This window comes from Planifilum fulgidum, from assembly GCF_900113175.1.
Classification (GTDB): Bacteria; Bacillota; Bacilli; order Thermoactinomycetales; family DSM-44946; genus Planifilum; species Planifilum fulgidum.
The window spans coordinates 1-12763 of record NZ_FOOK01000036.1 but is presented as its reverse complement, the minus strand read 5'-3'; the positions used below and the strand labels follow the sequence as shown (position 1 = coordinate 12763).

Genomic DNA, 12763 nt, shown 5'->3' with positions numbered 1-12763 from the left:
TGGTTTCCCGCTTTTATCGACAGGGGAAGTGCGCACCGGAATCCCCGCCCTCATGCATCTCCCTTTTCTAGCGAATCCTTCGGGAGAGGTTGAGCAGAATGCCGGCCCCTGTCAGCGTCAAAATGAGCGACGATCCCCCGTAGCTGAGAAAGGGGAGGGTGATTCCCGTGATGGGAAAGGCCCCGGTCACCACTCCGATATTGATGATGGCCTGGATGGCGATCATCGCCGACACCCCGACGGCCAACAACGCGCTGAAGCGGTCCGGCGCGGCGATGGCCACCCTGAGACCCCGCCAGACCAGCACGGCAAACAGGAGGATCACCGTGCCGGCGCCCAAAAAACCCAGCTCCTCGGCCAGAATGGAAAAAATGAAATCGGTATGAGGCTCGGGCAAATAAAGGTGCTTCTGCCGACTCATCCCCAACCCGAGGCCCAACAACCCTCCGGGGCCGACCGCATAAAGGGACTGAATCACCTGATAGCCCGCCCCCAGGGGATCCTGCCACGGATTGAGGAAGGCGACGATGCGCTGGATCCGGTACGGAGCGGCCAGCACGAGCCCGGCAAAGCCGGCCACCCCCGCCATGGCCAGGCCGAACAGGTGCTTCATGCGGGCGCCGGCGCAAAAAATCATTACAATGCCCGTTCCCACGAGCACCGCCCCGGTTCCCAGATCCGGCTGCAACATGATCAGTCCGAAAGCGGCCCCTATGACGGAAAGGGGCAAGAGCAGACCGCGGAAAAAGGAGTGGAGGCGAGAGGCATTTTCCGAGAGATAGCGGGCCAGGAAAGCGATCATGCCGAGCTTGGTGAATTCCGAAGGCTGAATGCTGAAGGCGCCGATTCCCAGCCAGCTGCGGGCGCCGTTGCGCAGAATCCCCACTCCCGGAATCAGCACCACCAGCAACAGGAGAAAACAGAGGAGAAGCCCCGGTTTGGCCCATCTGACAAACAGTTTCGGATCGGCTTGGGCGATGAGAAACATCAGAAAAACGCCCACGGCCGCAAACAGAAGCTGTCTCTTGGCGTAGTACAAGCTGTCCCCGTAATTGTGATGGGCATAGGCGGCGCTGGCGCTGTATACCATGATCACCCCGATGGTCACCAACAGCAGAATGGCGATGACGATCACGAAATCGGGAGACGTCCGGTCCTTGGGCATGGGCGTTTCACCTCTTAAAAGAGGGTTGGTCAAGCTTTCTTTACCAGCCTATGCACCGCCCCTTTAAAAATGTCGCCCCGTTCCTCGAAAGAGGTGTAAAGATCCCAACTGGCACATGCGGGGGACAACAGAACGACGTCTCCTTCTTCGGCCATGCGTCGCGCCAGCTCGACCGCCTCAAGCACATCCTTCGCCGCCCGGCGCCGGGGAACGCCCGCCTCCTCCGCCCGCTTCAGCAGGAGGGGGCCCGCTTCCCCGTAGGCGACCACTCCTTTGACGCGCCGGGCCAGATGGGGAACCAATGCGGCAAAGTCGTCTCCCCGGTCCAAACCGCCGGCAATCCACACGATCGGCTCCGGGAAGGACTCCAGGGCCCGGATCGCCGCCTGCGCGTTGGTCGCCTTGGAATCGTTGACATAGCGGACTCCATCGACGGTCGCCACATACTCCAAGCGGTGGGGAACCCCGCGAAAGGTCCGGAGCCCTTCGATCAGCCCCTCCTCCGGACAGCCGCAGGCGGAAGCGATCGCCGCGGCGGCCAGGGCGTTTTCCAGATTGTGCACCCCCGGCAGGGGGAGTTCCTCCACGGAAATGAGATTTCGTTCCTCCCCCTCGGGGGTGCGCAGCACCATCCGGCCCTCCCGCACGAAGGCTCCGCACGGCACCTCCGACTGCCTGCTGAACCACCGCACGCGGGCCTTCAGCCGGGAAGCCCTTTCCCGGACGGCCGGGCAATCCCGGTTGAGAACGGCCACATCCGCGGCGGTCTGGTTTTGAAAGAGCCGCATTTTGGAGGCGATGTAATCCTCCATCGTCCCGTGGTAATCCAGGTGGGCGGGGACGATGTTGAGGAGGGCGGCCACCCGCGGATGAAAGGTTTCGGTTCCCTTCAGCTGGAAACTGCTCAGCTCCACCACCAGCCACTCTTCGGGCTTCGCCTCACCCACCAGCTCGGACAGGGCGCGCCCGATGTTGCCCGCCACCCGGGCCTCCAAACCGCCGGTGCGCAACATGTGACCGACCAGCGAGGTGGTGGTCGTCTTTCCGTTGGAACCGGTGATGCCCGCAATGGGAGACGGGATCATTTGCGCGGCGATCTCCACTTCGGTCACGACGGGGATTCCCCGCCGGATCGCCTCCCTGACGGGAGGAACCCGGTAGGGAATCCCCGGATTTTTGACGAGAAGATCCACCTTCCCGTCCAAAAGAGTTGGCGGATGGCCCCCGAGAACCACCCGGATGCCCATCCGCTCCAACGCCTCCGCCTCGGGACATTCCGACCGGGGTTTCCGGTCGTTGACCAAAACCTTCGCCCCGAGGGAATGAAGCAGTTTGGCCGCCGCAATCCCGCTTTTTCCCATCCCGAGGACGACGACGGAACGGCCGTCCCACCGGACCGGGGAAGGATTCATCGGAGGAACACCTCCAGATAGATGCCCAGTCCGGCGAAGAGGAAACCGACGAACCAGAAGGTGGTGACGACGCGCCACTCGGACCAGCCGCCCAGTTCAAAATGGTGGTGCAGCGGGCTCATGCGGAACACCCGCTTGCCCCGGAGCTTGAAGGAAGTCACCTGAATCATGACGGACAGCGCTTCGAGGACGAACACGCCTCCGATCACGAGCAGCAAAAGTTCCGTCTTGGTGATCACCGCCAAGGCCGCCAGACCGCCTCCCAGAGCCAGGGAGCCGGTGTCTCCCATGAACACCTTGGCTGGATGGGCGTTGAAGACGAGGAATCCGAGGAGCGCCCCCACCACCGCCGCGGAGAAAATGGCGACCGTATAATTGCTTTGAACCAGGCCGATGATGGCATAGGCCCCGTAGGCGATCGCCGCCGTTCCCGCCAGAAGACCGTCCAATCCGTCGGTCAGATTGACGGCGTTGGAGGATCCGATCAGCATCAGCATCAACAGCGGCAGGTACAGCCAATTGAGCCAGAATTCCAGATCCGTTCCGGGAATTTTAATGGTGGAAATGGCGTTCCAATCCCCTTCGATCACCCGGACTTTCAGCAGAACCCAAAAGAGGACCAGCCCGATGAACAATTGCCCCAGCAGCTTTTGCTTCGCGGTCAGGCCCAGATTCCGCTTCATGACCACTTTGATGTAGTCGTCAAGAAAACCGATGATCCCGTAACCCAACGTGGCGAAGAGAAGGAAGAACAAGTCGGCGTTCACCATTTCAAGTTCAATCAAATTGGTGAAGGGAAGCGCCGTCAGGACGATGGACGTGAGAATGATCGTACCGCCCATCGTGGGAGTTCCCGCCTTTTTCTGGTGCGCCTTCGGTCCTTCTTCTCGGATGCTCTGTCCGAATTTGAGCCGCTTCAGAATGGGTATGAACATCGGGCCCAAAAAGACGCCGATGAAAAATGCCACCAATATCGTGATGAGAATGATCCGGATATCCATCATGTTCCCGACGACTCCCTTTTTATTAAATCCTGCACAACCCGCTCCAGGCGGACCATCCGGGAGGCCTTCACCAAAAGCAAAACGCCTTCGTTTCCCTGATCCCTCAACGTTTTGGCCGCATCCTCCAGCGAAGCGAAATGCTCCGCCCGAATCTCCTTGCCGGCCTCCTTCGCCCCTTCGGCGATCCATTTTCCCCGGTCGCCGAAAGTATACACCCGTCGGACCCCTTTTTCAACGGCATACCGGCCGATTTCCCGGTGATAACGCTCCTCATCCGCCCCCAATTCCGTCATGTCGCCGAGAAGCACCCACTTCTCCTTTTCCGGCTCCAGGTCCGCAAGCCAGTCGATGGCGGCGCGGACCGCAGTGGGATTGGCGTTGTAGGCATCGTTGATGACGCGCATCCCGTTTTCCGCAACGACCGTCTCCAGCCGCATTCCCGCGGGGCGGACGCGCCGGAGGCCCTCGGCAATCGCCTCCTCCGGAAGGCCCAGGACGCGGCCGACGGCCGCCGCCATCAACGCATTGAGGACATTGTGCCGGCCGGGAAGGAAAAGTTCAAAGCGGGTCCCGTACGCCGCCGAGCGGAAGGAGATCCCTTTTTCGGAAAGGGTGACATCTTCGGGGAAGTCATCGTTTTCCCTTCCCCAGCCGATGCGGATGACTTTCCGGGACTCCCCGCGGACCCGCCCGGTGAGAAGGGGCTCATCCCCGTGGATGATCAGGGTTCCCTCCTCCGACAGCCCTTCCCGGATTTCCAGCTTGGCCTCGGCGATTCCCTCCCGGCTGCCCAAAAACTCCAGGTGGGCATCGCCCACGTTGGTGATCACCCCGATGTCCGGGGCGGCCAGCCGGGAAAGAAGGGCGATTTCGCCCCGGTGATTCATTCCCATCTCCACCACGGCCGCTTCCGCATCCGGGGGAGCGGAGAGAAGGGTCAGGGGCAAACCGATGTGGTTGTTCAAATTCCCTTCGGTCTTATGTACCCGATACCGGGAAGACAAGACGCCGGCGATCAGTTCCTTGGTCGTCGTTTTTCCGTTGCTTCCGGTGACCCCGACCACCGGAATCTCCCACTGCCGGCGAACCGCCGCAGCCAGCTCCTGCAGGGCCTTCAGGGTGTCGTCCACCAGGATGAGGGGAATGGGCGGGGTTTCGGGAAGCGGATGATCCCGCTGCCAGAGGGCGGCCGCCGCCCCCTGCTTTACCGCCTCTGTCAAAAAATCGTGTCCATCGAAGCGGGTGCCGACAAGGGGAACAAACAATCGGTTGGGCATCGGCTTCCGCGTGTCGGTGGAAACGCCGTCCACCAGCAGATGACGGTCGGCGACGGAACCGATCCAGTCTCCTCCCACCCGCTTTCGAATCCAGTGACAAGTTTCTTGCATCATGCGGCCTCCCAAGCAAATCTTACGCCCACTCATCCAACCCGGCCCCGGGCGCGGAGGGCCTCGCGGGCTACCTCGCGGTCATCGAAATCGTAACGGACACCCTTGATTTCCTGATACGTCTCGTGCCCCTTTCCGGCAATCAACACCACGTCGCCGGGGGCAGCCCGATCCACGGCGTAGCGGATGGCTTCCCGCCGATCCACCAGGGTGACGGTCCGCTCCCGCATCTCCCCGTCAAGCCCTTCCAACATGTCGGCGATAATCGCCTCTGGATCTTCGGAGCGGGGATTGTCCGAAGTGAGGATGACCACATCGCTGTGCTCCGCGGCGATTCGGGCCATCCGGGGACGCTTGCCCCGGTCCCGGTCCCCGCCGCATCCCACGACGCAGTATACGGATCCGCGGGCGAAGCCGCGAATCGTCTCGAGCACATTTTGCAAACTGTCCGGCGTGTGGGCATAATCGACCAATACGGTGAAAGGTTGCCCTTCGTCCACCTTTTCAAAGCGCCCGGCCACCCCGGTGACCGCCTCCAAACTGCCCCGGATCGCCTCCAGGGGCACCCCTTCCGCCAGGGCGACGGCCGCCGCGGCCAGCGCATTGTATACGCTGAACTTTCCGACCAGCTGCAGGCGGACATCGATCGACCCGCGAAAAGTGCGCAGGGTGAAGGAAGTCCCCTCGCTGCGGATCTGAATGTTTTCCGCCCGGACATCCGCGGGGCTTTCGATCCCGTAGGTGATCACCTGCTGGGGGGTGATCCGGGCAAAATAGGCGGATGCTTCATCATCCGCGTTCAGCACCGCATACCGGTTTTCCCCCGGCTCATCGGAAAAGCGGTTCCCCAACTGGCTGAACAGCAAGCCCTTGGCCTCCCGGTACTTCTCCATCGTGCCGTGGTAGTCGAGATGATCCCGGGTCAGATTGGTAAAAACGGCGGCATGAAACTCACAGCCCCGGGTGCGGCCGAGATCCAGGGCGTGGGAGGAGGCTTCAATCACCGCATAACGGCATCCTTCATCGCACATCCAGCGAAAACTTCGCTGCAGGTCCACCGCCTCCGGCGTCGTGTTACGCACGGGATAGGAGCGGTCGCCGATGCGCATGTGGATCGTGCCGATCAGCCCGGCGGGCGTTCCCCGGTCATTCAGGATGGTTTGTATCAGGTGAGAAGTGGTCGTTTTGCCGTTGGTCCCGGTCACGCCGATCAGCTTCAGCTCCCGCGTCGGATGGCGGTAAAAGGTGGCGGCCAGAACGGCCATTGCCCGCCGGGTGTCGGGAACCCGCACCACCGGGACGGGCGCCTCCACCGCCTCCTCCGCCACCACGGCGGCGGCACCCCGCCGGACCGCTTCGGGCACATACCGGTGACCGTCCACCGTAAACCCGCGCAATGCGATGAACAGATCCCCGGGCCGGACGCGGCGGGAATCCGTCTCCACCCCCCGGATTTCGACACCGGGGTTTCCCGTTACCTCTTTCAGCAGGAGCGGTCGGATCAGTTCCTCCAGTCTCATCGCTGTCCTCCTCAGCCGCTGCCTTTCCCAAAGGCCGAAAAAAACGGGGAAAGACACGATAAATGCCAGGTTTCTTCCTGGCAGGGATGGCTTTTTCACACTCCCTATTTTAATCTCCTTTCGTGGTTTTGTCACCCAAATAGATGCGAATCGGCGTCCCCTTTTTCACCCGCTGACCGGGCTTGGGAAGCTGGTTGATCACGACATCCCCCTTCCCGACCACCTCGAGGGGTTCGGAAAACAGGCTGGTGCGGATCTTGTCCACGTCTTCCCCGATCAGGTCCGGCACGGTCACATAAGGCTCCTCTGTCGGCACCCGTTCGGGCGGAATTTGGCCCTTGCGCTTTTTCACCCCCAGATAACGCAAGGAATCGTCCAGAATGTTCCGCACGATCGGCGCGGCCACCACGCCGCCGAACTGGACGCCCTTCGGATTGTCCACGGCCACGTAAACCACGATCCGCGGATCATCCGCCGGGGCAAACCCGATGAAGGAGACAATGTGGTTGTTGGGCAGGTATCGTCCGTTCGGTCCGACCTTTTGCGCCGTACCGGTCTTCCCCCCCACCCGGTATCCGTCGATGAACGCCTTGCGTCCGGTCCCCCTGGCCACCACGCTCTCCAGGGCGCGGCGCACCTGCCGGGAGGTCTCCTCCGAAATCACCCGCCTTTTCATCCGGGGGGGAATCTCCTTCACGACCTTCCCGGTCTTCGGATCGATCCACGCTTTCGCCAAATGCGGTTCCATCAGTTTTCCCCCGTTGATCGCCGCGGAAACAGCGGTCACCTGCTGGATGGGAGTCACCGACACCCCCTGGCCGAAGGCGGTGGTGGCCAGCTCCACGGGACCGATCCGATCCGGCGCAAACAGGATTCCCCGCGCCTCTCCGCTCAAATCGATCCCCGTCTTTCTCCCGAAACCGAACAGGCGGATGTATTTAAACAGGGTGTCCTTCCCCAGGCGCTGGCCCAGGTTGACAAAGCCGGGGTTGCAGGAATTTTCGACCACTTCCAGATAAGTCTGGCTCCCGTGTCCCCCGCTCCTCCAACAGCGCAAGCGCGCTCCGCCCACCTCCGCATATCCCGGATCGAAAAAATGCTCCTTCAGATTCACCTTGTTTTCCTCCAAAGCGGCCGCCAGAGTGATGATCTTGAAGGTGGAACCGGGTTCGTAGGTTTTCCAGATGGGCAGGTTCCGGTTATAGATCCGCGGATCGGTTTCCTGATAGCGGTCGGGCCGGAAGGTGGGACGGCTGCCCATCCCGAGAATTTCTCCCGTCCGGGGATCCATGGCGATGGCCAGGACATTCTCCGGTTGATACTGGGCCATGGCCTGATCCAATTCCCGCTCCAACACCGCTTGGATCGTCCGGTCGACGGTCAGCATCAAGTCCATTCCGTCCCGGGGCGGCGTATACCTGTCCTCTCCTCCGGGAAGCTTCTCCCCTTTGGCGTTGGCGGAAAAGGAGACATATCCCGGGGTCCCCGCCAGCTGTTCATCGTACACCAGCTCGATGCCGGACAATCCCTGGTTGTCAATTCCGGTGAAGCCCAAAAGATGGGCGGCCAGGGAGCCGTGGGGATAATGGCGCTTGCTGTCCTCCACCACGACAATTCCCGGCAGGCGAAGCCCCTGGATTTTCCGCGCCAGCTCCTCCGGTATTTTCCTCCCTTCCGGGGAAAGGCGGACAATCATCTCGCGCTTCGTGATCTTGCGATAGATCTCCTCCTCGGAAGCCCGGAGCAAGCGGGCCAACGTGCGGGCCGTCTCCGCGGGATTTTTGATCTGAGCGGGAATGGCCATGACCGAGGGCGCGCTCACGTTATCGACGAGCACATCGCCGTTCCGGTCCACTATCCTTCCCCTTTGGGCTTCGAAGGGGATGTTCCGCGTCCACAAATCCTGGGCGCGCCCCGCGAGCCAGTCCCCCCGGATCAGCTGCACATAGGCCAATCTTCCGAAGAGAGCGAGAAATACCAGAGTGATCACCACAAGTGCGACAAACAGGCGCTTGCGCACCAAGGAGTGGGGTACGCGCAACCGTTTCTCCCCCTTTTCTTTGCGGATCCCCTATTGCACCATATTCTCTTGACCGGGAAGTTAGAACAAGCTCTCCCCTTTCCTTCGGAAGGCGCAAAACCTTTGTTTCGCCCCTTGGGGCGCCCATCCCCTTTTTCGGCCACGAGAAAAGGGATTTCCCCCCGGCGGGAGAAATCCCTTCAACACCGGATCAATCCAGGTTTACCCTATCCTCCAGAGAGGAAAGCTGGGGTTTGATTTTCAGGGCCTTCAGGGTGCCCTTCAGAATCTCCCGGGCGACCGGGGCGGCGACGGTTCCGCCCGAAACCGAGCCGCTCTCCACCGACGGTTCGTCCAGGGCGACATAAACCACCACCTTGGGCGACTGCGCGGGTGCAAAACCCACGAAGGACACAAAATGGCGGTCGGAGGCGTATCCGCCGCTGCCCTTCGGCTTTTGCGCCGTCCCCGTTTTCCCGGCCACCGCGTAATCCTCAAGGGCCGCCTCGCTGCCGGTCCCATGCTCCACCACACCGGTCAAAATTTGTCGAACCTGGGCCGCGGTCTCCGGGGAAATCACCCGTTCGTTCACAATCTCCGGCTTGTTCTCCGTCAGTTTTCCCGTCTCCGGGTCCCGGACCGCTTTGACCACGCGGGGCTTATACAGGGTTCCGCCGTTGGCGACGGCGGAGACGGCCATCACCTGCTGGAGCGGAGTCACGGCAATGCCTTGGCCGAAGGCGGTGGTGGCCAATTCGGACTCATAAAGCCGGCGGCCGAAAAAATACCCCTTTGCCTCGGCGGGCAGATCGATCCCCGTTTTCCGGCCGGTGGAATCGGTGATCCGCCCGAAGCCGAAGCGTTCGATATACCGGATCATCCGATCCTGCCCCAGCCTCTGTCCCAATAGCACAAAGGCGACGTTGCTGGAGCGATACACCCCTTCCCGGTAGGTGATCTCCCCCCAACCCCGGCCGCCATTCCAGTCGCGAATCAGGCGTCCTCCCACCCGGATCGACCCCGACTCAAAAGTCTGCTCCGGATGGAACATCCCCTCTTCGATCGCCGCGGCCAGGGTGACGATCTTGAAGGTGGATCCGGGCTCGTACACGTTGCTGATGGCGATGTTGACGTCGTTCACGCCCGTTTCCAGGGTGGTGGCGTACTGTTCTGGATCAAAGGTGGGGCGATTGGCCATCGCCAATACATCGCCGTTCCGTGGATCGACGACAATCGCCGTCGCCCCCTTGGCACGGTAGCGTTCCATCGCCTGTTCCAGAACCCGCTCCACATGAAACTGGATTTCCCGATCCAGGGTGAGAATCAGGTCCTTGCCGTGCCGGGGAGGACGGAATTCCTCCGGCCCGTCGGAAAAACGGATGCCCCTGGCATCCTTTTTAAAGCGAATCTCCCCCGGTTCCCCCTTCAGCTGATCGTTGTAACGCTGCTCCACCCCTCCGACCCCGCTGTTGTCCAGATTGACGAAACCGAGGACGTGGGCGGCGAGGCTCCCCTCCACATATTGCCTTCCCACCGTGGGGATGGCGTAGATGCCCTCCAGCTTCAAATCCATGACCCGCTTTTGTACATCCCGGGAAACCTTGTAGGTGCCCCCGCCCATCAGTTTCACGTGTTTGAGCCCCTTGTTGCTCAGCTTCCGGTACAGGTCATCCCGGGGAATGTTCAGTATGGGGGACAATTTTTCGGCCGCTTCCTTCGGATCCTCCACCTGGGTCGGGTCGGCGGCGATGATGTACTTCACGATGTCCCGCACCAAAGGCTCGCCGTTCCGGTCGGTGATCGACCCCCGGCTCGGTTCGATCAGCTCCTGTTTCTCCCAGATCTTTTCGGCCCGCTTGCGAAGATCGGAAGCATCCACCGTCTGGATCCACAGCAAGCGAAGGGTGATCGAAAAAACCAGTCCCAGGATCAAAAAACAGACCAGCAGAATGCGAAACTGGATGGTTTTCCGGTTTCCCTCCATCTCGACGACTCCCTTCACCCCTGCTTATCCCGGTCCGCCTGTTCGCTCAGGTTTTTCCGGTCGCCGGAGGAGGGAAAAGGCTTCACATTTTCCGCCGGCACCATGCCTTTCATCTCCGCAAACCGGCGAATCCGTTCCCCGCTGCTCAGCATGTTCTTCTCCGCTTCCAGCTGCCGGTTGATCTCCTGGATCCGCTTGGTCTCTTCTTCCACTTTTTGAATTTCCACGTTCAGTTCCGTCACTTCCGCATATTGTGAAATCACCAGGGCGGCCAACGCGACGCATACTACCACGCTGAACAAATACAACAATTTCTCTCCGGCGGGCAATCCCCTCGCCTGCAGAAGCCGCCTTCTCTTTTTTTCGACAGCGGTCTCTTCAAAGGCGACCGCTCTGGCGGCGCTTCCCCGGTTCTCCATCATCTTTGACCCTCCTATATCTTTTCAGCGATGCGCAATTTCGCCGATCGGGCCCGCGGATTCTGTTCCACCTCCCGCGGCGAGGGGAGAATCGGTTTTTTTGTCACCGATCGGAGAAATGGACGCTGATTGCAAACGCAAACGGGAAAGTCCGAAGGACAGACACACCCCCGTTCTCCCGCTTGAAAAGCACGCTTGCAGATGCGGTCCTCCAGCGAATGGAAGGAAATCACGCAAATCCTTCCGCCCTTGCGAAGCCGCTTGATCGCCTGGTCCAGGGCCGAGGAAAAGGCGCCCAGCTCATCGTTGACGGCGATGCGGATCGCCTGAAACGAGCGGCGGGCGGGATGGGGTCCGCGGCGGCGGGCAGGAGCGGGGATGGATTCCTTGATGATTTCCGCCAGCTCCCGGGTGGTCCGGATGGGAACGCGCCTTCGCCGCTCGACAATGCGCCCGGCGATCCGGCGGGCGAAACGCTCCTCGCCGTATTGCGACAAAATTCGGGCAATCTCCTCCTCCGGCCATGTGTTGACGAGATCATAGGCCGTAAACTCGCGGTCGGGGTCCATCCGCATGTCCAAAGGAGCGTCCCGGTGATAGCTGAATCCCCGTTCCTCCCGATCCAGCTGGGGGGAAGAGACTCCCAAGTCAAAAAGAAATCCGTCCGCTTCATCAATCTGAAGTTCGTCCAGGATTTCTTCGAGGCGGCGGAAATTGCTCCGGACAAGATGAATGCGGCAACCGGCTCCGGCCAGCCGCTTCCGGGCGGCCTTAAGGGCATCCGGGTCCTGATCGATGCCGATCAACAGACCGCCTGGACCCAAGCGATCGGCGATCAGCCGGCTGTGTCCCCCTCCCCCGAGGGTGCAATCCACGTAAATCCCCTCGGGGCGGACCTTCAAGCCGTCCACGGCTTCCTCTCTCAACACCGTCTCATGACGGAACAACGGCGTTCCCCCTTACAGTTCCACGTTGAAGTCGACCAGTTTTTCCGCGATTTCGTTGAAGGATTGTTCCGAACTTGCAAAGTAGGATTCCCAATTTTCCTTGCTCCAAATCTCCACCCGGTTGGAAACGCCGATCACGACACATTCCTTTTCCAGACTGGCATACTGGCGAAGATGGGCGGGGAGGCTGATGCGCCCCTGTTTGTCCAATTCCGCTTCAATCGCTCCAGAAAAGAAAAAACGCGTGAAGGCGCGGGCATCTGCCCGGGTAAACGGAAGGGACTTCAGTTTCTGTTCGAGGAGAGACCATTCCGAGCGGGGATATGCGAAGAGACAGCGGTCCAGACCGCGGGTGACGACAAAGGAGGCACCCAATCCCTCCCTGAATTTGGAAGGGATGAACAGACGACCCTTATCGTCCAGGGAATGCCGGTATTCCCCCATGAACATCCCGCCGTCTCCCCCTCCCCCCACTTTCCCCCACTTTCCACCACACTGTAAATTATACCACATGCATTCCAAAAAATCCTGCATCGCGGAAACGACAAAATCGGGGGCCGCATCCTGCGCCGCGCACCCATCGCATCAAACAAAAAAGGACTGCCGACAAATGTCGGCAGTCGAGGCTGTTGACAAAGAAGGGTCAACAGCCTTTTTTGTTGAATTCGGAATAAAACAATTCCGAAGGAAGGTTTTTATATGTTCAGGACGAACCCATCCAGGGAATTTCAACCCGAAACAGTCAACATAGAAGACCTTGTTCCCCAAGATCACTTGCTTAGAAAAATCAATGAAACCATCGACTTTTCGTTTATCGCGGAAAAATGCCGCCCCTTGTATTGTCAAGATAATGGGCGTCCTTGCATCGATCCGGTCATGCTGTTCAAAATGCTTTTGATCGGTT

11 protein-coding genes are annotated in these 12763 nt (G+C 60.4%); 1 reads left to right on the top strand and 10 read right to left on the bottom strand.

Features of this window, described 5'->3' with window-relative positions:
* Nucleotides 1-67: 67 nt before the first annotated feature.
* The 10 genes from spoVE to mraZ form a co-directional block, all read right to left on the bottom strand.
* Complete coding sequence (spoVE, locus tag BM063_RS15125) at nucleotides 68-1165, bottom strand: stage V sporulation protein E (protein WP_092040913.1); 1098 nt, start codon at nucleotides 1163-1165, stop codon at nucleotides 68-70.
* A gap of 29 nt (nucleotides 1166-1194) precedes the next feature.
* The gene (gene murD / locus BM063_RS15120; RefSeq protein WP_092040910.1) at nucleotides 1195-2577 is read right to left on the bottom strand and encodes a UDP-N-acetylmuramoyl-L-alanine--D-glutamate ligase; all 1383 of its coding nucleotides are present in this window, start codon (nucleotides 2575-2577) and stop codon (nucleotides 1195-1197) included.
* Complete coding sequence (gene mraY / locus BM063_RS15115) at nucleotides 2574-3578, bottom strand: phospho-N-acetylmuramoyl-pentapeptide-transferase (RefSeq protein WP_092040955.1); 1005 nt, start codon at nucleotides 3576-3578, stop codon at nucleotides 2574-2576. Before mraY ends, murD begins: the two co-directional genes overlap by 4 nt.
* Nucleotides 3578-4969 (bottom strand): UDP-N-acetylmuramoyl-tripeptide--D-alanyl-D-alanine ligase, encoded by a 1392-nt coding sequence (locus tag BM063_RS15110; protein WP_177199207.1) that lies wholly within the window; start codon nucleotides 4967-4969, stop codon nucleotides 3578-3580. Before BM063_RS15110 ends, mraY begins: the two co-directional genes overlap by 1 nt.
* Nucleotides 4970-5001: 32 nt before the next feature.
* The gene (locus BM063_RS15105) at nucleotides 5002-6489 is read right to left on the bottom strand and encodes a UDP-N-acetylmuramoyl-L-alanyl-D-glutamate--2,6-diaminopimelate ligase (protein WP_092040903.1); all 1488 of its coding nucleotides are present in this window, start codon (nucleotides 6487-6489) and stop codon (nucleotides 5002-5004) included.
* A 109-nt stretch (nucleotides 6490-6598) separates the two neighbouring features.
* Entirely contained in the window at nucleotides 6599-8530 is a 1932-nt protein-coding gene (locus tag BM063_RS15100) for a stage V sporulation protein D (protein ID WP_092040900.1), read from the bottom strand.
* Between the two features lie 190 nt (nucleotides 8531-8720).
* Nucleotides 8721-10511 (bottom strand): peptidoglycan D,D-transpeptidase FtsI family protein, encoded by a 1791-nt coding sequence (locus tag BM063_RS15095; protein ID WP_143085393.1) that lies wholly within the window; start codon nucleotides 10509-10511, stop codon nucleotides 8721-8723.
* On the bottom strand, nucleotides 10508-10915 hold the full coding sequence (gene ftsL / locus BM063_RS15090; protein WP_092040893.1) for a cell division protein FtsL: 408 nt from the start codon (nucleotides 10913-10915) through the stop codon (nucleotides 10508-10510). Before ftsL ends, BM063_RS15095 begins: the two co-directional genes overlap by 4 nt.
* Nucleotides 10916-10926: 11 nt before the next feature.
* A complete protein-coding gene (rsmH, locus tag BM063_RS15085; protein WP_092040890.1) occupies nucleotides 10927-11859 on the bottom strand; it encodes a 16S rRNA (cytosine(1402)-N(4))-methyltransferase RsmH in 933 nt (310 codons plus the stop codon).
* A gap of 12 nt (nucleotides 11860-11871) precedes the next feature.
* Nucleotides 11872-12309 (bottom strand): division/cell wall cluster transcriptional repressor MraZ, encoded by a 438-nt coding sequence (gene mraZ / locus BM063_RS15080; RefSeq protein ID WP_092040887.1) that lies wholly within the window; start codon nucleotides 12307-12309, stop codon nucleotides 11872-11874.
* A 249-nt stretch (nucleotides 12310-12558) separates the two neighbouring features.
* On the opposite strand from mraZ, the gene BM063_RS15075 reads away from it, so the two are divergent.
* The coding region (locus BM063_RS15075; RefSeq protein WP_483878454.1) for a transposase at nucleotides 12559-12763 on the top strand (205 nt) is incomplete at its 3' end.